Source organism: Streptomyces sp. ADMS (assembly GCF_033441795.1).
Taxonomy (GTDB): Bacteria; Actinomycetota; Actinomycetes; order Streptomycetales; family Streptomycetaceae; genus Streptomyces.
The window spans coordinates 1-20911 of record NZ_JAVFVX010000045.1; the positions used below are offsets into that span (position 1 = coordinate 1).

Annotated in this window: 13 protein-coding genes; 10 read left to right on the top strand and 3 right to left on the bottom strand. The window is 68.2% G+C overall.

What is annotated here, in order from left to right; all coding sequences use genetic code 11:
- Positions 1 to 72: 72 nt before the first annotated feature.
- Together RB628_RS20530 and RB628_RS20535 are read right to left on the bottom strand one after the other, a co-directional pair.
- Positions 73 to 1602: a UDP-N-acetylglucosamine 1-carboxyvinyltransferase gene (locus tag RB628_RS20530; protein ID WP_318321951.1), complete on the bottom strand. Its 1530-nt coding sequence runs from the start codon at positions 1600 to 1602 to the stop codon at positions 73 to 75.
- 64 nt (positions 1603 to 1666) lie between these two features.
- Complete coding sequence (locus RB628_RS20535; protein WP_318321952.1) at positions 1667 to 1867, bottom strand: DUF4236 domain-containing protein; 201 nt, start codon at positions 1865 to 1867, stop codon at positions 1667 to 1669.
- A 233-nt stretch (positions 1868 to 2100) separates the two neighbouring features.
- Between RB628_RS20535 and acnA the strand changes: the two genes are divergently transcribed.
- The 5 genes from acnA (at position 2101) to RB628_RS20560 (ending at position 9979) form a co-directional block, all read left to right on the top strand.
- Positions 2101 to 4818: an aconitate hydratase AcnA gene (gene acnA, locus RB628_RS20540; protein WP_318321953.1), complete on the top strand. Its 2718-nt coding sequence runs from the start codon at positions 2101 to 2103 to the stop codon at positions 4816 to 4818.
- 547 nt (positions 4819 to 5365) lie between these two features.
- Entirely contained in the window at positions 5366 to 6091 is a 726-nt protein-coding gene (locus tag RB628_RS20545) for a response regulator transcription factor (protein WP_318321954.1), read from the top strand.
- Positions 6088 to 7593, top strand: a complete 1506-nt coding sequence (locus tag RB628_RS20550) for a HAMP domain-containing sensor histidine kinase (protein WP_318321955.1) — start codon at positions 6088 to 6090, stop codon at positions 7591 to 7593. The genes RB628_RS20545 and RB628_RS20550 overlap by 4 nt, the downstream gene beginning before the upstream one ends.
- Positions 7594 to 7675: 82 nt before the next feature.
- The gene (locus RB628_RS20555) at positions 7676 to 8566 is read left to right on the top strand and encodes a hypothetical protein (protein WP_318321956.1); all 891 of its coding nucleotides are present in this window, start codon (positions 7676 to 7678) and stop codon (positions 8564 to 8566) included.
- 312 nt (positions 8567 to 8878) lie between these two features.
- The gene (locus tag RB628_RS20560) at positions 8879 to 9979 is read left to right on the top strand and encodes a lytic polysaccharide monooxygenase (RefSeq protein ID WP_318321957.1); all 1101 of its coding nucleotides are present in this window, start codon (positions 8879 to 8881) and stop codon (positions 9977 to 9979) included.
- A gap of 446 nt (positions 9980 to 10425) precedes the next feature.
- Here RB628_RS20560 and RB628_RS20565 read toward each other — a convergent pair whose 3' ends face one another.
- Entirely contained in the window at positions 10426 to 14247 is a 3822-nt protein-coding gene (locus RB628_RS20565; protein WP_318321958.1) for a GH92 family glycosyl hydrolase, read from the bottom strand.
- Positions 14248 to 14700: 453 nt separating this feature from the next.
- Here RB628_RS20565 and ngcE point away from each other — a divergent pair, with 453 nt between their 5' ends.
- The 5 genes from ngcE (at position 14701) to RB628_RS20590 (ending at position 20713) form a co-directional block, all read left to right on the top strand.
- Positions 14701 to 16182 carry an N-acetylglucosamine/diacetylchitobiose ABC transporter substrate-binding protein gene (gene ngcE / locus RB628_RS20570; protein WP_318321959.1) on the top strand — a complete coding sequence of 494 codons (1482 nt, stop codon included), beginning with the start codon at positions 14701 to 14703 and terminating at the stop codon, positions 16180 to 16182.
- A gap of 60 nt (positions 16183 to 16242) precedes the next feature.
- The gene (locus RB628_RS20575; protein WP_318321960.1) at positions 16243 to 17169 is read left to right on the top strand and encodes a sugar ABC transporter permease; all 927 of its coding nucleotides are present in this window, start codon (positions 16243 to 16245) and stop codon (positions 17167 to 17169) included.
- 5 nt (positions 17170 to 17174) lie between these two features.
- Positions 17175 to 18101, top strand: coding sequence for a carbohydrate ABC transporter permease (locus tag RB628_RS20580; RefSeq protein ID WP_318321961.1), 927 nt, complete (start codon positions 17175 to 17177; stop codon positions 18099 to 18101).
- 192 nt (positions 18102 to 18293) lie between these two features.
- A complete protein-coding gene (locus RB628_RS20585) occupies positions 18294 to 19493 on the top strand; it encodes an ROK family transcriptional regulator (protein ID WP_318321962.1) in 1200 nt (399 codons plus the stop codon).
- 122 nt (positions 19494 to 19615) lie between these two features.
- Positions 19616 to 20713, top strand: a complete 1098-nt coding sequence (locus RB628_RS20590) for a sugar ABC transporter substrate-binding protein (RefSeq protein WP_412180692.1) — start codon at positions 19616 to 19618, stop codon at positions 20711 to 20713.
- Positions 20714 to 20911 lie beyond the last annotated feature (198 nt).

A 20911-nucleotide genomic window follows, 5' to 3' on the forward strand; every position in this document is an offset into this window, starting at 1 on the left:
CCCCCCGACCGGCCACACCATACGAATCAACGACCCGCGAAGTACGGGTCTAGGGGCACGACACTCCGCCGATCAGATGTCCCGGAAGATCTCGATCTGCGCCCCCACCGAGTTGAGTCGCTCCGCCAGATCCTCGTACCCGCGGTTGATGACGTACACGTTCCGCAGTACGGACGTGCCCTCCGCCGCCATCATCGCCAGCAGCACCACCACCGCCGGTCGCAGCGCGGGCGGGCACATCATCTCGGCCGCTCGCCAGCGGGTCGGGCCCTCGACCAGTACCCGGTGCGGGTCGAGGAGCTGGAGGCGTCCGCCGAGGCGGTTCAGGTCGGTCAGGTAGATCGCGCGGTTGTCGTAGACCCAGTCGTGGATGAGGGTCTTGCCCTGGGCCGACGCCGCGATCGCGGCGAAGAACGGCACGTTGTCGATGTTCAGGCCCGGGAACGGCATCGGGTGGATCTTGTCGATCGGTGCCTCCAGCTTGGAGGGCCGGACCGTCAGATCGATCAGCCGCGTACGGCCGTTGTCCGCGAAGTACTCCTGCGTACGGTCGTGATCGAGCCCCATCTCCTCCAGGACCGCCAGCTCGATCTCCAGGAACTCGATCGGCACCCGGCACACGGTCAGTTCGGACTCGGTGACGACCGCGGCCGCCAGCAGGCTCATCGCCTCGACCGGGTCCTCGGAGGGCGAGTAGTCGACGTCCACATCGATGGTCGGCACACCGTGCACGGTGAGCGTCGTCGTGCCGATGCCCTCGACCCGTACGCCCAGCGCCTCCAGGAAGAAGCACAGGTCCTGGACCATGTAGTTGGAGGACGCGTTGCGGATGACGGTCACCCCGTCGTGCCGGGCGGCGGCGAGCAGCGCGTTCTCGGTGACGGTGTCCCCGCGCTCGGTCAGCACGATGGGGCGGCCGGGGGAGACGGAACGGTCGACGCGGGCGTGGTAGAGCCCCTCCGTCGCCGCGATGTCCAGCCCGAACCGGCGCAGCGCGATCATGTGCGGCTCGATGGTCCTGGTGCCGAGGTCGCAGCCACCCGCGTACGGCAGCCTGAAGCTGTCCATGCGGTGCAGCAGCGGGCCGAGGAACATGATGATCGAGCGCGTACGGCGCGCTGCCTGGGCGTCGATGGACTCCATGTTCAGCTCGGCCGGCGGCACGATCTCCAGGTCGACGCCGTCGTTGATCCACCGCGTCCGTACGCCGATCGAGCCGAGCACCTCCAGCAGGCGGTACACCTCTTCGATGCGGGCGACCCGGCGCAGCACGGTGCGCCCCTTGTTGAGCAAGGAGGCGCAGAGCAGCGCGACACACGCGTTCTTGCTGGTCTTGACGTCGATGGAGCCGGACAGCCGACGACCGCCGACCACCCGCAGGTGCATGGGCCCCGCGTAGCCCAGGGAGACGATCTCGCTGTCGAGGGCTTCACCGATTCGGGCGATCATCTCAAGGCTGATGTTTTGATTGCCGCGCTCGATGCGATTGACCGCGCTCTGGCTGGTGCCGAGCGCCTCGGCGAGCTGCGTCTGTGTCCAGCCCCGGTGCTGCCTGGCGTCACGGATGAGCTTGCCGATACGTACGAGGTAGTCGTCTGCCATGAGGTTGAGGCTATCTCAGATATGAGATGGCGCCTTCTGGGGGGCCCGTGCGGGTGACGTGCCGTCAGTTACCGCGCCTCTTGGTGCGCGTGCGGCGCCAGCCGAAGGGTCCGGGCAGGTCCATCGATGTCGTTCGGCGTCCCGTGCTGCTGTGGGTGTGACGTGGTCCGTTGCTGCCGCCGGTCGTGATCGACCAGGACCGCTTGTTGATGTTCAGTCGTACTCCCGGGAGGATCCGGAAGCTTTTTCGGAAAGTGAGAGGCATGGGGGTCGGTTACCCCGGATCGGCGCGGTGATGGCCACATCACACTGCGGCCGGGCATGACCATCCGCCACCCATGTACTAGAGTTATCTCGACATCGAGATATCTGCCCAGGTGCACCGCGGTCGCCCACCCCGGGTAAGGGTGCCCTAACTTAGCCTTACCTTAGCGGATAGGGCAGGTCTGTGTGGCGGCAGGATGCGGTGGAACGCGCACATCAATGAAGGAGACTGTCGTGTCGGCGAACAGCTTCGACGCCCGTAGCACGCTCAGCGTGGGCGACGAGTCGTACGAGATCTTCCGGCTGGACAAGGTGGAAGGCTCGGCTCGCCTTCCGTACAGCCTGAAGGTGCTGCTGGAGAACCTGCTCCGTACCGAGGACGGCGCGAACATCACCGCCGACCACATCCGGGCCCTCGGTGGCTGGGACTCGCAGGCGCAGCCCAGCCAGGAGATCCAGTTCACGCCGGCCCGCGTGATCATGCAGGACTTCACCGGCGTGCCCTGTGTCGTCGACCTCGCCACCATGCGTGAGGCCGTGAAGGAGCTCGGCGGCGACCCGGCGAAGATCAACCCGCTGGCCCCGGCCGAGCTGGTCATCGACCACTCCGTCATCGCCGACAAGTTCGGCACGCCGGAGGCCTTCGGCCAGAACGTCGAGCTGGAGTACGGCCGCAACAAGGAGCGCTACCAGTTCCTGCGCTGGGGCCAGACCGCGTTCGACGAGTTCAAGGTCGTCCCGCCGGGCACCGGCATCGTCCACCAGGTCAACATCGAGCACCTCGCTCGCACGGTCATGGTCCGCAACGGCCAGGCGTACCCCGACACCCTGGTCGGCACCGACTCCCACACCACCATGGTCAACGGCCTCGGTGTGCTCGGCTGGGGCGTCGGCGGTATCGAGGCCGAGGCCGCGATGCTGGGCCAGCCCGTCTCGATGCTCATCCCGCGCGTCGTCGGCTTCAAGCTCACCGGCGAGCTGACGCCCGGTACCACCGCCACCGACCTCGTGCTGACCATCACCGAGATGCTCCGCAAGCACGGTGTCGTCGGCAAGTTCGTCGAGTTCTACGGCGAGGGCGTGGCGGCCACCTCCCTCGCGAACCGCGCCACCATCGGCAACATGTCGCCGGAGTTCGGCTCCACCGCCGCGATCTTCCCGATCGACGGCGAGACCCTGAAGTACCTGAAACTCACCGGCCGCGACGAGCAGCAGGTCGCGCTCGTCGAGGCGTACGCCAAGGAGCAGGGCCTCTGGCTGGACCCGGCCGCCGAGCCCGACTTCTCCGAGAAGCTGGAGCTCGACCTCTCGACCGTCGTCCCCTCCATCGCCGGACCGAAGCGCCCGCAGGACCGTATCGTCCTCGCGAACGCCGCCGAGCAGTTCAAGACGGACGTCCGCAACTACGTCGACGCCGTGGACGAGGCCGGCAAGGAGTCCTTCCCGGCCTCAGACTCCCCGGCCGTATCGCCCAACGGTGCCCCGTCGAACCCGGTCACCGTGACCGCCGCCGACGGCTCGACGTACGAGATCGACCACGGCGCGGTGACGGTCGCGGCCATCACCTCCTGCACCAACACCTCGAACCCGTACGTCATGGTCGCCGCCGCGCTCGTCGCGAAGAAGGCCGTGGAGAAGGGGCTGACGCGGAAGCCCTGGGTCAAGACCACCCTCGCGCCCGGCTCCAAGGTCGTCACCGACTACTTCGACAAGGCGGGGCTCACCCCCTACCTCGACAAGGTCGGCTTCAACCTCGTCGGCTACGGCTGCACCACCTGCATCGGCAACTCCGGCCCGCTGCCGGAGGAGGTCTCCAAGGCCGTCAACGACCACGACCTGGCCGTGACGTCGGTGCTCTCCGGCAACCGTAACTTCGAGGGCCGGATCAACCCCGACGTCAAGATGAACTACCTGGCGTCCCCGCCGCTGGTCGTCGCGTACGCCCTCGCGGGTTCCATGAAGGTGGACATCACGCGCGACGCCCTCGGTGTGGACCAGGAGGGCAAGCCGGTCTTCCTGGCGGACATCTGGCCCTCCGAGGCCGAGGTCAACGACGTCGTGGCGAACGCCATCGGCGAGGACATGTTCAGCAAGTCCTACAAGGACGTCTTCGCGGGCGACGCCCAGTGGCAGGCGCTGCCGATCCCGAGCGGCAACACCTTCGAGTGGGACCCGCAGTCCACGTACGTCCGCAAGCCCCCGTACTTCGAGGGCATGACGATGGAGACCACCCCGGTCTCGGACATCGCCGGTGCCCGCGTCCTCGCCAAGCTCGGCGACTCGGTCACCACCGACCACATCTCCCCGGCCGGCGCGATCAAGGCCGACACCCCTGGCGGCAAGTACCTCACGGAGCACGGTGTCGAGCGTCGTGACTTCAACTCGTACGGTTCCCGCCGTGGCAACCACGAGGTCATGATCCGCGGTACGTTCGCCAACATCCGCCTGCGCAACCAGATCGCACCGGGCACCGAGGGCGGCTACACCCGCGACTTCACGCAGGACGGCGGGCCGGTCTCCTTCATCTACGACGCCTCGCGCAACTACATCGAGCAGGGCATCCCGCTGGTCATCCTGGCCGGCAAGGAGTACGGCTCCGGTTCGTCCCGCGACTGGGCCGCCAAGGGCACCGCGCTCCTCGGCGTCAAGGCCGTCGTCGCCGAATCGTACGAGCGCATCCACCGCTCGAACCTCATCGGCATGGGCGTCATCCCGCTGCAGTACCCGGCGGGCCAGTCGGCCGAGTCCCTCGGTCTGACCGGCGAGGAGGCATTCTCCATCACGGGCATCACCGAGCTGAACGACGGCACCACCCCCGCCACGGTCAAGGTCACCACCGACACCGGTGTGGAGTTCGACGCGGTCGTCCGCATCGACACCCCCGGCGAGGCCGACTACTACCGCAACGGCGGCATCCTGCAGTACGTGCTGCGCAGCCTGATCACCAAGTAGGCGATCCGGTACGGCAGTCGGGCCGCGCCCCCCGCTCCGGGGGGTGCGGCCCTTCGCGTGCCCGTACCTCTGCGCCCGCTGCACCCAGCCCGCTCAGCGGCCCGCACCCCCAGCTGGAACCGGCTCGCCCCCCGCCGGTCCTGCACCTTGCTCACCCGCCGTCGCAGGGTCCGAAGGCTCACCCCCGGATGGCGGGCCACCGCCTCGTCCTTCATTCCGGCAGCCGGCAGCCGGGTCAACGTCCGCCAACGACTCGGCGACAGGGGACACGGCAGCCGCAGCCGCAGCTCCGGCCGCGGGCGTGCCCGAGACCGGGCCGGCTGCTTCCGCCGCGGCCCGGAGGGCATGGACTCCTCGCGTGGGAGGGTGGATGTCCCGCCCTGGACGCACATGGCATGGGGTTCCTGGGATTCCTGTGGCCGGGGAGTGCCAATGCCGCCTTTGGTCACGGCAGTTGACCGCATCCGATGCCTCCGGGAGGGCGTCCCACGGCTGCGGCTCAGGTTGAACACAGGGTTCCCCCAGGGAACCGGGACACGATTCGTACATGTCTGGCACTTCTGGGGTTCGCGGCGGTCATGTCCGTGTGCAGATCGTCGACGACGAACCGGCGCTCACGGAACTGTTGTGCGTTGCCGTCACCGAGGCGGGCCGGCGGCCCTACCCCGCCGCCGACGGCGAGAGCGCGCTGCGGGCCGCGGGCTCCTCGGCCCCGCACGCCGTCGTCCTCGACGGCATGCTGCCCGACCTCGACGGCCTCCAGGTGCTCCGCAGGCTGCGGTACGAGAGCCCACAACTGCCCGTCCTCATGCTCACCGCCCGCGACGCCCTCGAACACCGCTTCGACGGACTGGAAGCGGGCGCCGACGACTACGTCACCAAGCCGTTCTCGCTGGAGGAGGTCGTGCTGCGGCTGCGCGGACTGGTGCGCAGGTGCGGCGCCGAACAGACGCTCACCGACGACTCCGTACGCGTACTCGGCGACCTGGTGATCACCGGGGAGACCCGCGAGGTGCACCGCGACGGCATGCCCGTCCAGCCCACCGCCAAGGAGTTCGACCTGCTCGGTCTGCTGATGGGCCATCCGCGCCAGGTGCTCAGCAAGGGGCAGATCCTCGGCCATGTGTGGACCACCTGCTTCGACAGCGGCGACAACCTCGTCGAGGTGCACATCTCCAGCCTGCGCCGCAGGATCGACAAAGGACGGGCGCCGATGATCCACACCGTGCGCGGACTCGGATACGCGATCCGGGCGGGGGAGGAGGGGAGATGACCGTACGTCTGCGCGGGCGCTCACTGCGGACCCGCCTGCTGCTCTTCATCGGGGGCACCCTGGCCGTCGTGTGCGGCGCGATGGCGGTCACCACCGTCTTCGCCCAGCACGAGTACCTGCTGGGCAGCCTCGACGACCGGGTCGCCAACGCCGTCGAGCGCAGCCAGGGCGGTGCCGCGCTCCACCCCGGACTCGACTCCGACCTCGGCTTCCTCAACGAGAGCGGTCAGCCCGCCGGGACCCTGGCCGCCCGTCTCGCCGCCGACGGCACCCTGCTCACCGCGCAGGTCGTCGCCCAGGACGCGGCGCCGCAGGATCTGACCTCCGCCCAGCGGTCGGCACTCGCCGGCATCAAGGCCGACGGCTCGATGCACACCCGTACCGTGCCGGGCCTCGGCGCCTACCGGATCACGGCGATCGGCGGCACCGGAGACAACGGCGTCCGGGTGCTGACCGGGCTGCCGATGGACGACGTCCAGAACATGATCCGGGGCCTGGTCGTGGTCGAGGCCGTGGTGGCCGCGGTCGGACTGACGGTCGCGGGCTGCGTCTGCGCGGTCGTCATACGGCGCCAGCTGCGGCCCCTCGGCCGGGTCGCCGCCACCGCGGTCGAGGTCTCGCGCGCACCTCTGGGCCGGGGCGCGGTCGTCGGCCTCACCCGGGTCCCGGAACGCGACACCGACCCGGAGAGCGAGGCCGGCCAGGTCGGCGCCGCCCTCAACCGGATGATCGACCACGTCGAATCGTCCCTCGCCGAGCGCCAGGCGGACGAGGAACGCATGCGGCGCTTCCTGGCCGACGCCAGCCATGAACTCCGGACCCCGCTCGCCTCGATCGCCGGATACGCGGAACTCATGAACCGGGGTACGCAGCGGGTCGAGCCGGCGCTGGCCTGGCGGCGCGTGTCGGCGGAGTCGGCGCGCATGACCGGGCTGGTGGAGGACCTGCTGCTGCTCGCCCGCCTCGACGACGGGCGGCCGTTGCAGTCGGCCGAGGTGGATCTCGCGGCGGTGGTCGCCGAGTCGGTGTGGGACGCGCGGGCCGCGGGCGAGAACCACCACTGGCAGCTGGCGCTGCTCCTCGACTCGCCGGCGCTGGTCGTCGGGGACGAGGCCCGGCTGCACCAGGTCGTGGCCAACCTGCTGGCCAACGCTCGGGTGCACACACCCGCGGGCACGACGGTGGTGGCCTCGGTCGAGGTCGTGGACGAGCGGTGCGTCATCCGCGTACGCGACGACGGCCCCGGCATCCCGCCGCACCTGCTCCCGTCCGTGTTCGAACGCTTCACCCGTGCCGACGCCTCCCGCGCCCGCACCGACCCCCGGGACGGCGGCTCGGGCCTCGGCCTCGCCATCGTGGCGGCCATCGTGGCCGCGCACGGAGGCAGCATCGACGTCGAAAGTGCTCCGGGACACACCGAGTTCACCATCGAGCTGCCCGCTGCGAGTCCGGTGCCTCTGGCGCCACCCCGTCCTGACCTCCGTACAACCATTCGGAGTTGATCGCTGTCAGGTCTCGGGGGGCGTCTACGGTTCATACGTCCCTCCGGTCGCAAGCGGCACGACAGACGGGGGACGAGCATGCGTGGCACGCAGACTGTTTCTGGGAAGCTTCACCGCGGGCGCGGTGACCGTCGCGACGGTCACGGCCTCGGCGGCGAGTGAGAACGGCGCGACGACGACGTTCGACGGACCGGTGGCCGCCGAGAGGTTCAGCGCCGACACCACGCTGGAGGCGGCGTTCCTCAAGACGACGTCCGAGACGAACCACGCGGCGACCGTCTACCAGGCCGGTACGGCGGGCAGCGGCGCGGCGCTGAACGTGGTCTCCGGCAACCCGGGCACCTCGGCCATGTACCTCTCCGGCTCCGAGACCGCCCGCGGCACCCTGAAGATCACCCACCGGGGGTACGCCGACGGCTCCGACGCCAACGCCGCCGCCCTGTCCATCGACCTCCGCACGGACGGCACCGCGGCCCAAGGGCTTCCACCTCACCGCGACGAACGGCGCGACTTGGGGCAACCTGATCGCCCTGCGCGACAACGCGGGCCTGGACGACTTCGTCGTCAAGGGCACCGGCCGCATCGGCATCGGCATCGACCGCGCGGCCACCCCCCGCGCCCAGGTCCACATCGTCCAGCGGACGGACACGCCGGCCGCGCTCCTGGTCGAGGGCTCGGTACGCATCGCCAACGCCGGGGCGGTACCGGCGTTGGCGGACAGCGCGGGCGGCGGCGCCCTGTACGCGTCGGGCGGGGCCCTGTTGTGGCGGTTCCAACGGCGCGGTCACGACGATCGCACCGGCCTGACGCAGAGGAGGAGACCGTGCAACTGACGCCCGAAGAGCTGGTCTCGGAGTTCCACGACGCGGTGATGGAGCTCTACTTCGCCAGGAAACGGATCGTGGTCCTGGAGGCGGAGAACGCCGAACTGAGGGCCCGGTCGGCGACGGCCGCGCGGGAGTCGGAGGGCTGACCCCGGCCCCGGTCCGTGGCCCACTGTCTCGCGAGAGCCGCACCCACCCGGGTGCGGCTCTCGTGCGTCAGCCGTTTACAACCACACCGCTCGGCGCTAGCTTCGAAGGAGAGTGAGGTGGGAGCGCTCCCACACCGAGCGGACCGGAACCCGTAAGGCGGGGCCGCTCCCACCCCGCCACCCCCCCCACGCGTCACACGGTGCACATCGCACATATCGCGCGCCTCTTGCCGGGCGCGCCCCTTCACCCGCACGTTCCGTACGTACCGCACGACGTACGGCGCACCGCGTACGACTGAAGGAGATCATGACATGGCCCTGACATCAACCTCCCCATCCTCCCCCCGGACCACACGCCGATTACCGCTACCCACCCGAGGCAGAGCCCTCCTGCTCGTCCTCCTGGCCCTGCTCACCGCGATCCCGGCCCTCGGTCTGGTCGTCACGTCGGGCGGTGACGCGGAGGCCCACGGCACGCCGATGAAACCCGGCAGCCGTACCTTCCTGTGCTGGCAGGACGCCCTCACGGACACCGGCGAGATCAAGGCGATCAACCCGGCCTGCAAGACGGCGCAGCAGGTCAGCGGAACCACGCCGTTCTACAACTGGTTCTCGGTGCTGCGCTCGGACGGCGCCGGCCGCACCCGGGGCTTCGTCCCGGACGGCGAGCTGTGCAGCGGCGGCAACACCAACTTCACCGGGTTCAACACCCCCAGCGCCGACTGGCCGTTGACCCATCTCACCTCGGGCGCCACCGTCGACTTCTCGTACAACGCGTGGGCGGCGCACCCGGGCTGGTTCTACGTCTACATCACCAAGGACGGCTTCGACCCGACCAAGGCCCTCACCTGGGACGCGATCGAGTCCCAGCCGTTCCTGAGCGTCGACCACCCGCCGCTCAACGGTTCCCCGGGCACGGTCGAGGCCAACTACTCCTGGAACGGCCAGCTTCCGGCGAACAAGTCCGGGCGCCACCTCATCTACATGGTGTGGCAGCGCTCCGACAGTGCGGAGACCTTCTACTCCTGCTCCGACGTCGTCTTCGACGGCGGCAACGGAGAGGTGACAGGCATCAAGGACCCTGGCAACCCACCCACTGAGCCCCCGCCCGGCGCGTGCACCGCCACCCGCCGCACGACGGGCAGCTGGAACGGCGGCTACCAGTCCGAGGTGACCGTCACCAACTCCGGGAACGTTCCCATGCTCGGCTGGATGGTCGACTGGACACTCCCGGCAGGCCAGACGGTGGACAGCCTCTGGAGCGGCAACGCCACCTACAACGGCCAGGCGGTGATGGTCCACAACGCCAACTGGAACGGATCGCTGGACCCGGGCGGGAGCACCACGTTCGGGTATGTCGTCCGGGGCTCCGGCGGTGACACGGCAACTACCCTGCCCTGCCGGGTCGGTTAGACGCGCGGGGCTGCACGGTTCACAGGCAAGGCCGCTCAGGGCGGACCCGGTGGTCGACCCCCACCGGGTCCGCGAGCCGGGCCGGTACGGGGGACGAGGCCCGGGTGACGTGCTTCCGGGGATGCGACCAACTGGACGCGTCCGGGGACGCGACCAACCGGAGACAACGTTGTCCAGTGGTCCGGACATCACTCTGTCGCCCCAATGGACAGCATCGTCAAAACGGTTGTCCGCCCCGCAGGAGTGCACGTGGTACCCCGCACGCGTGACCGGCGCGCGCGTCCCCTCGGAGGCGCACTCCCTCCCGTGGCACCGCTGGCGCACGTCACTGTCCCCGCGGCTGTGCGACCTGTGGTGCGCGACCCGTCCGAAGGAGGAGGGGCCGCGTCATGCACCGCCCCCGCCCGCTTCCCCGAGCCCTGACCGGCGAAGCGGGCGGGATGCGGTCAGCCCAGCAACTCCACCTCCGCCAGCGTCGACTCACCGTCGAGAACCAGCCGGTACCGCGTGTACGAGCCCCCGGATGCCACCGAGAACGCCCGGGTCTGCCTGTCCCACCTGAACGACTCACCGGAACGCCGGTCCAGCGTCCGCCAGTTCGTGCCGTCCGTGGAACCCTGCAGCAACCAGCCCGTCGGGGCCTGGGCCCGGTCGGCGGACGTCAGCGTGTACTGAACGGCCTTCGTGTGCCCGGCAACCGGCAGGTCCACGGACGTCACCGCCGCGTTGGTCGCCGATGTGTTGTCGAACAACGCGCCCCCACCTGTCGACACATCCCCACGCGGCGTCGGCACCTTGTCGTCCTTGGTGATCGACACCGGGGCCGCATGCCGGGCCGCTCCCCAGGTCGAGGGCTCGGGGCCCATGTCGAACTCCAGGGTCCCGCCCCGGGAGACGATCGAGTGGGGGAGTGAAGTCGACGTCCAGGGAAGGCCGTTGACCTTCAGGCCCTGTACGTACACGTTCCGCGCACTGTTGTCCGGGGCCTTGATCACCAGGTCCCGGCCGTTCTCCAGGTGGACCGTAGCCTTGGTGAACAGCGGGGAGCCGATGACGTATTCGCCGCTGCCCATGACCAGCGGGTAGAAGCCGAGCGCCGAGAACAGGTACCAGGCCGACTGCTCGCCGTTGTCCTCGTCGCCGTGGTAGCCCTGGCCGATCTCGCTGCCCGTGTAGAGACGGGAGAGGACCTCGCGGACGTTCTTCTGCGTCTTCCAGGGTTGGCCGGCCGCGTCGTACATGTAGTTCACGTGGTGGGCCACCTGGTTGGAGTGGCCGTACATGCCCATCCGGACGTCCCGGGCCTCCGTCATCTCATGGATGACCCCGCCGTACGAGCCCACGAACTCCGGTGACGCCGTCTCCGGAGTCCCGAAGTAGTCGTCGAGCCTGTCCGCGAGGCCCGTCCGGCCGCCGTACAGATTGGCCAGGCCCCGGCTGTCCTGCGGGGCCGTGAAGGAGTATCCCCAGCCGTTCGTCTCCGTGTAGTCGTGGCCCCAGACACGCGGGTCGTACGCCGACGACTCCACCCGCCAGTCGCCCCGCGCGTTCCGGCCCTGGAAGAAACCGGCCTCCTTGTCGAACAACCGCACATAGTCCTGGGCCCGGTTGAGGAAGTACTCGGACTCCTCCTTGTAGCGTCGTTGCCCCGTCTCCCGGTACAACTCCTGGCCCATCCGCGCGATGCCGTAGTCGTTGAGGTAGCCCTCCAGCGCCCAGGACAGGCCCTCACGCGTCTCGGTGCTCGTGTAGCCGAGGAAGGGCGAGGTCGCCATGCCCTTGCGGCCCACGCCCGGCGACGGAGGCACCACGGTCGCGTTCTTCACAGCCGCGTCGTACGCCGACTTCGCGTCGAAACCGACGCCCTTCACATGGGCGTCGGCGAACGCCACGTCCGACGAGGTGCCCGTCATCAGGTCGGCGTACCCGGGGGAGGACCAGCGCGAGGTCCAGCCGCCGTCCTTGTACTGCTGCACGAACCCGTCGACCATCTCACCCGCTTGACGGGGCGTCAGGAGTGAGTAGGCCGGCCAGGTCGTCCGATACGTGTCCCAGAAACCGTTGTTGACGTACACCTTGCCGTCCACGATCTTCGCACCGGTGTGCGTCGGGGTGTCGGGACCCGGCATCGGGGAGAACGGCGACGCGTACTGGTACTTGGAACCGACCTTTTCGAAGCCCGAGTTGGGGTACAGATACAGCCGGTACAGGCTGGAGTACAGCGTCGTCAGCTGGTCCGGGGTCGCCCCCTCGACCTCGACCCTTCCGAGCAGCCCGTCCCACTGCCGCTGCGCACCGGCCTTCACCGTCTCGAAGGACGTACCGTCCGGAATCTCCTGCCGCAGGTTGGCCTTGGCCTGCTCGACACTGATGAGTGAGGTGGCCAGCCGCAGCGTCACCACCCCGGTCGGAGCCCTGAACCGAAGATGGCCCTTGACCCCGCTCGACGCCCCCGCCGTGACCACCGCGTCGTCGTCGAACACCCCGTACACGAACAGCCGGGTCGCCCCAGTCGACAGCCCCGACTTCACGTCGGAGTAGCCGGTGAAGGTGCCGGTCTCCGGGTGGAGGGTCAGCCCCGCCTGGTCGGTGACGTTGTCGAACAGGACGCCGGCGTCGTCGCCGGGGTAGGTGAAGCGCAGGACCGCCGCGTGGTCGGTCGGTGTCATCTCGGCCTTGACGCCGTTCTCGAACCGCACCCCGTAGTAGTACGGCCGCGCGGTCTCGTTCTCGTGCCGGAAGGCCAGTGCCCGTGCCGTACGGCTGGTGTCCGGGGTGCCGGCGGCGGCCGACGGCATCACCTGGAAGGTCTGCCGGTCGCCCATCCAGGGGCTCGGCTCATGACTCGCGCTGAACGCCTGGATCGTCGGCAGGTTGTCCGCGTTGTTGGCCCGCGCATAGTCGTACAGCCAGCTCAGCGAGCCCGCGTTGGTCACCGGCGTCCAAAAGTTGAAGCCGTGCGGCACGGCCGTCGCCGGGAAGCTGTTGCCCCGTGAGAAGCCACCGCTGGAGTTGGTGCCCCGGGTCGTCACCGCATAGTCGGACAGGTGTGCCCGAGGCGGTTCGGGGACGACGGTCCGCAGGGCCACGTCATCCAGCCACCCCCGGAACTTCGCGGGACCGGCCGGCGAGTCGTACGCCACCAGCACCCGGTCGACGGTCTTCCCCTCCGCCACCGTCCCGATCCGCGAGGCGACATGGTTCCACTGGTTGACGTACAGCACCTTGGCCGCACCCTGCCCCCGCGGCGTCAGGGCGAAGCCGTGCTGGTCGACCGCCCGGAGTTCACTCAGAAGGGTGCCGTCCGTGAAGGCCAGGTCCACCGACACGTTCGTGGCGTCGTAGTCGAGATCGCCGTCCGCCATCGACGGGAAGACCCGGTACGACAACTCGGTGTCCCGGCCGACGGCCACATCGACGTCGAACACCTTGTTGGACGAGTACGCCCGTCCGTCCGCCCGGTGCGTACCGGCGTACCGCAGCGCCCGTTTGCCGGTGAAACCGGTGCGCGCCTTCGCGGTCGGCGAGCCGCTCGGGCCGCGGTCGACCAGCGACAGCATGTCCCGGGGCACGGGGGTCTCACCGCTGCCCGTCGAGAACTGGACATCGGCGAGCTGCGTGATCGTGCCCCCGTTGTTCCGCCCGATGCCGAGCCGGAAGTGCCGGTAGGCGGCAGCCTCCGCAAGGTCGTACGACCTGGTCTGGAACCGCTCGCCGAACGACTCGCCCGTGCGGCTGTCGAGGGTCCTCCAGCCCGTCGTCCCGTCCGCCGAGCCCTGGAGCGTCCAGTCGGCAGGGTCGCGCTCGGCGTGGTCGTTCGCCGAGGTCAGCGCATAGGTGACCACCCTGACCGGCTCGTCCAGGTCGAACTCCGCCCATCCGCTCGGCGCGAACGTCAGCCACTTGGTGCCCGGTACACCGTCCACGAGGTTCTCCTTCACCTCGCCCCCGGCGGTGTTCTCGCCGCTCGCCCGTACGTCCGTCACATGGTCGGTCACATTGCCCGGGATGCCGCTGCTGTAGCCGCCGTCGACACCGGACGCACGCTTCGTGCCGTCCGGCGCGGTGTCGACAGTGTTCAGCCAGTCCGGCGCCCGCTCACCCGCCTCGAACGAGGAGACGAACTCCCGGTCCGCGGTCTGGGCGGTGGCGGGCAGTGCGGTCGCCGTACCCTGTCCGCCGATCACCAGTGCTAACACTGCCGCGATGGCCGAAAACGACCCGAACTCCCGTCCGGTCCGTCCTCTGTGCCTAACTCCCTGCCGCATACGAGAGCACCCTCCCTGCCACTTGGACAACGTTGTCACCTTGCTGCGCAGGAACCAGTAGGGAGTCAAGTGGTCTGTGGTGTCAAGGGCGTTGGGTGTGGCATTCGGGGCCAGTATTGCGAATTCCCGCGCAAAGGCAGGTGTCCGGGCCGCATATTTCCGCGAGGTCTCAACTCGGAAAAGACCAGCGGCCAACCCTGCATTCGATCTTGCCCCTTTGACGGGAAGTGGACTATACCTGTCGGCGTCTGCCACTGTTCGACCGGTCGACGACAGGTGTGAGGGGAGCCGGAAGGGTGGTTTGACGTGCTGAACGCGCGGCCCGCCGGGTATTCCCTCTGACCAGGGCGCATCACGCACCAAGTACTTCCTGCACGACCCAGTTCGACCCGATCGCGGTGCCGGGAGGATCCGGTTCACCGCCTGAGTCCTGGAGAAGGCGAGGACTTGAGCATGGGATCCACCTCCGACGAGAGCCGCACCCCCGAGCGCACCACCGGTAAGACCCCCGTCAACGGCGTCCGCCGCCGCGACCTGATCAAGCGGTCGGCGGCACTCGGCCTGATCGCCGTCCCCACGATGAGCTTCCTGTCCGCGTGTGCGAGCAGCGGCGGCGGAGGTGACCAGGAGAAGGCCGAGGCGGGCGAGAAGACCGCGAAGAACCCACTGGCGGTCAACGACACCGCCCAGATGGAGTTCGTGCTCTTCGACGGCGGCTTCGGCAAGGAGTACGCCGAGGACGCGGTCAAGATCTACGAGGCGAACTTCCCGAAGGCGGAGGTCAAGTTCTCCGCCACCCAGAAGATCCAGTCGACGCTCCAGCCCCGCTTCAACCAGGGCACGCCGCCGGACCTGATCGACAACTCCGGCGCGGAGCAGATGGACATGGGCGTCCTGGCCGGCAAGAGCCAGCTCGCCGACCTCACCCCGCTGCTGGACGCCCCGTCCTATGACGACCCGGACAGGAAGGTCCGCGACACGCTGCGGCCGGGCATCGTCGAGATGGGCCGGCTCGACGGCGACCCGGTCTGGATCATGTACTACGCCTACACGGTGTACGGCGTCTGGTACTCCCAGAAGGCCCTGGACTCGCTCGACGCCACCTACCCGGAGACGTGGGACGAGATGCTCGCCGTGTGCGAGAAGGCCAAGAAAAAGGGCATGGCCGGCTGGACCTACGCGGGCAAGTACCCGTACTACCTGCCCTTCTCGCTCTACCCGATGATCGGCAAGGTCGGCGGAGTCGAGGTCCTCGACGCGATCGACAACCTGGAGCCCAACGCCTGGAAACATCCGGCGGTCAAGGCCTGTTTCGAGGCGTACTACGAGCTCTACAAGAAGGGGTACGTCCTCAAGGGCACCCCCGGTCTCGACCACATCCAGTCGCAGACCGCGTGGGCCAAGGGCAAGGCGCTGTTCATCCCGAACGGCTCCTGGGTGGAGAACGAGTCGGCGAACGTCATGCCCGCCGACTTCGACCTCGCCGTCTCCGCGCCGACCGGCATCGACAGCTCCGACAAGCTGCCGTTCGGCACGATCTGGGCCTCCGGCGGCGAGCCGTTCATCGTCCCGGCCAAGGCGCAGAACGCGGCGGGCGGCATGGAGCAGCTGCGCATCATGCTCAGCGAGGCCTCCTCGAAGAACTTCACCACCAAGGTCAAGTCACTGACGGCGTACAACGGCGGCACCGACGGAATCACCCTCACCCCGGGTCTCAAGTCCGGTGTGGCGGCGCTGGACAAGGCCGGCGACAACGTGGTGAACCCGCGCCTGCAGGACTGGTACGTGCAGCTCCAGAAGGAGAAGATCGGGGTGTCGGGACTCGGCGAGATGATGGCCGGCCGGCTCACGCCCGCCGAGGCCATCAAGAAGATCCAGGACTACGCCGACGAGACCGCGAAGGACACGTCGATCAAGCACTACAAGCACCAGTGACCAGAAGTTGATGATCTGTCACCAGCGGCGGCACCCGCGCACGGAACGGGGTCTGTGGTAATGCAGCACGGCAAGTACCGCTTCATCGTGGGATTCCTGGCGGTCCCTCTCGGGCTGTACGCACTGTTCGTCGTCTGGCCGTTCATCCAGTCCATCTATTACTCGTTCACGGACTGGACCGGACTGAGCCCGGAATTCAAGATGGTCGGCCTCGACAACTACAAGAGGATGCTCGACGACGACATCTTCTGGAAGTCGTTGCAGCACAGCCTTCTGTTCGCGTTGGTGCTGCCGCTGGTGACGATCAGTCTGGCGCTGTTCTTCGCCTTCATGATCAATGTGGGCGGTAAGCGGCGCCGCGGCGGACCGGTGATTTCCGGGGTCCGCGGTTCCTCGTTCTACAAAATCGTCTACTTCTTTCCGCAGGTACTGTCGATCGCCATCGTCGCGCTGCTGTTCGCGTTCGCGTACAACCCGGACAGCGGCTCGATCAACTCGCTGCTGCGCGGCATCGGCCTCGACAGCGTCCAGCCGCTCTGGCTGGGTGACCCGGGCCTCGCCCTGTGGTGTGTGATGGCGGTGCTGGTCTGGTCGACGGTCGGCTTCTTCGTGGTGCTGTTCTCCGCGGGCATGGCGTCCATCCCGGCAGACCTGTACGAGGCCGCGCTGCTCGACGGCGCGGGCCGGGCCGCCACGTTCTTCCGGATCACCCTGCCGCTGTTGTGGGACACCGTGCAGTCGGGCTGGGTCTACATGGGCATCCTCGCCCTGGGCGCCGAGTCGTTCGCGGTCGTCCAGATCATGACGACCGGGCCCGGCGGTCCGGACTACTCGACGACCGTCATGGTCCTGTACGTCTACCAGAAGGCCTTCCGCGACGGTCAGGCCGCCTACGCAACCACCATCGGGGTCGCCCTGCTCGTCGTCACGCTGGCCTTCGCGGCCCTCGTGATGAGGCTGGGCCGGCGCGAGCGGCTGGAGTACTGACACACATGAAGACGACCGACAGCACACCGTCCCAGGCGCTTCCCCAGCAGGCCGGCGGGCCCGTGCGCAAGGAGAACACGTCCGGTCAGGAGGAGCGGGAGAAGAAGGAGGGCCGGGTCCTCAACGTCTTCTCGCACGGCATGCTCGTCCTGTGGGCGTTCATGGTCGTGATGCCGCTCCTGTGGGCGGTGATGACGTCCTTCAAGGACGACAACGCCATCTTCAGTTCGCCCTGGGCCCTGCCGGACAAACTGCACTTCGACAACTGGGCGCGGGCATGGACCGACGCCAACATGAGCGACTACTTCTTCAACACCATCCTGGTGGTGGGCGGTTCACTCGTCGGCACCCTGGTGCTGGGCTCGATGGCGGCGTACGTCCTGGCCCGCTTCGAGTTCCCGGGCAACGGGTTCATCTACTACCTGTTCATCGGCGGCATGAGTTTTCCGATCATGCTGGCGCTGGTCCCGCTGTTCTACGTCGTGAACAACATGGGCCTGCTGAACACGATCCACGGGCTGATCCTGGTCTACATCGCCTACTCGCTGCCGTTCACGGTCTTCTTCCTGACCGCGTTCTTCCGCACCCTGCCTGCCTCGGTGGCGGAGGCGGCCTTCGTCGACGGCGCCTCCCACTCCCGGACCTTCTTCCAGATCATGCTGCCGATGGCCAAGCCCGGCCTGATCAGCGTGGGCATCTTCAACTTCCTCGGCCAGTGGAACCAGTACATGCTGCCGACGGTGCTCAACACCGACCCCGACAAGCGGGTCCTCACCCAGGGCCTGGTGCAGCTGGCGGCCAGCCAGGGCTACAAGGGTGACTGGTCAGGTCTCTTCGCCGGACTGGTGATGGCGATGATGCCGGTGCTGGCCGCGTACATCGTCTTCCAGCGCCAGGTGGTGACGGGACTCACGGCGGGCGCGCTGAAGTAACCGGAACCTTCTGTTCAGCCGCCGTACGCGCGCGTGCTTACCGCAAACGGTGCACGCGCGTAGCTATGTGTACAAGACCTCGGATGCAGTTCAACCTCTTGACGGGAGGCGACCCGAACGGCTCAGCTTAGAGTTCACTAGTTGGACATAGACGGGGCCTCATCGAAGCGGTCCCGCGCGCAGGAGGTCGTCGTGGAGACTCCGGGGTCGCAGTCGTCACTGCACCGAGCCAACCTGGAACGGGTCGTACGGGCCGTGCGTCTCGCCGGGTCGCTCACGCAGGCCGAGATCGCCAGGACGACCGGTCTGTCCGCGGCCACGGTCTCCAACATCGTGCGCGAGCTCAAGGACGGCGGAACGGTCGAGGTCACGCCCACCTCGGCGGGCGGCCGCAGGGCTCGGGCCGTCTCGCTGAGCGGGGACGCCGGCATCGTGATCGGCATCGACTTCGGGCACACGCACCTACGGGTCGCGATCGGCAACCTCGCCCACCAGGTGCTGGCCGAGGAGTCCGAGCCGCTGGACGTGGACGCCTCCGCCGCACAGGGCCTCGACCGGGCGGAAGAGCTGGTCAGTCGCCTGATCGCAGCAACGGGGGTCGACCGGTCCAAGATCGCCGGCGTGGGCCTGGGTGTGCCGGGTCCGATCGACGTCGAGTCGGGCACCCTGGGCTCCAGCGCGATCCTGCCCGGCTGGATCGGCACCAGACCCGGCGAGGAGATGCGCGGGCGCCTCGGCGTGCCGGTCCACGTGGACAACGACGCCAACCTCGGTGCCCTCGGTGAGCTGGTCTGGGGCAGTGGCCGGGGGGTGCGCGACCTGGCGTACATCAAGGTCGCGAGCGGTGTCGGCGCCGGGCTGGTGATCAGCGGCAAGATCTACCGGGGCCCGGGTGGCACAGCGGGAGAAATCGGGCATATTACTCTTGATGAGTCCGGCCCCGTCTGCCGCTGCGGAAACCGGGGCTGCCTGGAGACCTTCGCGGCGGCGCGCTATGTGCTTCCGCTCCTCCAGTCCAGCCACGGAACCGACCTGACCATGGAAGGTGTCGTGCGGCTGGCGCGGGACGGTGACCCGGGCTGTCGTCGCGTGATCGCCGACGTCGGCCGCCATATCGGCAGTGGAGTCGCCAATCTCTGCAATCTGCTGAACCCGAGCAGAGTGGTCCTCGGTGGTGATCTCGCCGAGGCCGGTGAGCTGGTGCTCGGTCCCATAAGAGAGTCTGTCGGCCGCTATGCGATCCCCAGTGCGGCACGTCAACTGTCCGTTCTCCCAGGGGCACTTGGAGGCCGTGCGGAGGTACTCGGAGCGCTCGCTCTCGCGCTGAGCGAGATGGGCGATTCGACCCTTTTGGACGGCACGCTGACCATGGCCACTCCTGCCTTCACCTAGAGAACGAACAAAGCCGTTGCCAACCCGTTAAGGATTTACTTCTTGACGTCGCACGCGTGGCCGAGTTGACTTCCAGCCACCTCGGCCGCAGCGTTGCGGCCCTGTCAGGGAGGCACCCCCAAATGAACGCGATGATGCGTAGAGTCGTGATCGGTACCACTGCGGTTTCCATGGCTCTCGCCGTGGCCGCCTGTGGCAAGGCCGGAGACGACGACTCCGACAGCGGCAGCACCTCGGGCGGCGACAAGACCATCGGTCTGCTGCTGCCCGACAGTGTGACCGCGCGCTACGAAAAGTTCGACAAGCCGTTCTTCGAGGCCAAGGTCAAGGAGCTGTGCTCCGACTGCAAGGTCGAGTACGCGAACGCCGCCGGTGACGCCGCCAAGCAGGCCCAGCAGGTCAGCAGCATGATCACCAAGGGCGTCAAGGTGATCGTGGTCAGCGCCCAGGACTCCGCCGCCATCAAGTCCTCCATCCAGACGGCGGTCGACAAGGGCATCAAGGTCGTCGCGTACGACCGTCTGGCCCAGGGCCCGGTCTCCGCGTACGTCTCCTTCGACAACGTCAAGGTCGGTGAGCTCCAGGGCGAGGCCCTGATCGCCGCGCTCGGTGACAAGGCGACCACCAAGTCCAAGGTCGTCATGATCAACGGTGACGACGCCGACCCGAACGCCGGTCAGTTCAAGGAGGGCGCGCACAAGGCCCTCGACGGCAAGGTCGACATCGCCTACGAGCAGTCCGGCCTGTGGAAGGACACCGTCGCCGCCCAGAAGATGTCGGCCGCCATCACGCAGCTCGGCGCCAAGAACATCGCGGGCGTCTACGCCGCCAACGACGGCATGGCCGGTGGTATCGCCAACACCCTGAAGGGCGCGGGCATCAGCGGTATCCCGCTGACCGGCCAGGACGCGGAACTGTCGGGCATCCAGCGCATCGTCGCCGGCACCCAGTCCAGCACCGTCTACAAGGCCTTCAAGCCGGAGGCCGACGCCGCCGCCCAGATCGCGGTGAACCTGCTGGAGGGCGAGAGCATCGACTCGCTCGCCACCCAGACACTGACCAGCGGCTCCGGTGACGAGGTCCCCTCGCAGCTGCTGACCCCGGTGTCGGTCACCAAGGACAACATCGCGGACACGGTCGTCAAGGACAAGCTCTACACCGTCGCCGAGATCTGCACCGGCGAGTTCGCCGCCGCCTGCAAGACCGCCGGTCTTCAGTAAGCGGTAGCGCGCCATGACCGCCGGCACCGGGTGAGCGCCCACGGGCACTCACCCGGACCCGACCGCCCGGCCGGTCCCGCGAAACCTGTCCGACGCCCGACCCGGCCTTCACACCCCGCTGCCGGGCCGGGCGTCGGACGGAACCGTTGCCACCGGCAACGGATTCGCCCATGTTCATCTTGTAATCCAGTGCATTGC

Coding starts and splice junctions, on each gene's coding strand:
- RB628_RS20530 (WP_318321951.1), bottom strand. CDS start 1,602: ATGGCAGACGACTACCTCGTACGTATCGGCAAGCTCATCCGTGACGCC.
- RB628_RS20535 (WP_318321952.1), bottom strand. CDS start 1,867: ATGCCTCTCACTTTCCGAAAAAGCTTCCGGATCCTCCCGGGAGTACGA.
- RB628_RS20545 (WP_318321954.1), top strand. CDS start 5,366: ATGTCTGGCACTTCTGGGGTTCGCGGCGGTCATGTCCGTGTGCAGATC.
- RB628_RS20550 (WP_318321955.1), top strand. CDS start 6,088: ATGACCGTACGTCTGCGCGGGCGCTCACTGCGGACCCGCCTGCTGCTC.
- RB628_RS20560 (WP_318321957.1), top strand. CDS start 8,879: ATGGCCCTGACATCAACCTCCCCATCCTCCCCCCGGACCACACGCCGA.
- RB628_RS20565 (WP_318321958.1), bottom strand. CDS start 14,247: ATGCGGCAGGGAGTTAGGCACAGAGGACGGACCGGACGGGAGTTCGGG.
- ngcE (WP_318321959.1), top strand. CDS start 14,701: ATGGGATCCACCTCCGACGAGAGCCGCACCCCCGAGCGCACCACCGGT.
- RB628_RS20575 (WP_318321960.1), top strand. CDS start 16,243: ATGCAGCACGGCAAGTACCGCTTCATCGTGGGATTCCTGGCGGTCCCT.
- RB628_RS20580 (WP_318321961.1), top strand. CDS start 17,175: ATGAAGACGACCGACAGCACACCGTCCCAGGCGCTTCCCCAGCAGGCC.
- RB628_RS20590 (WP_412180692.1), top strand. CDS start 19,616: ATGAACGCGATGATGCGTAGAGTCGTGATCGGTACCACTGCGGTTTCC.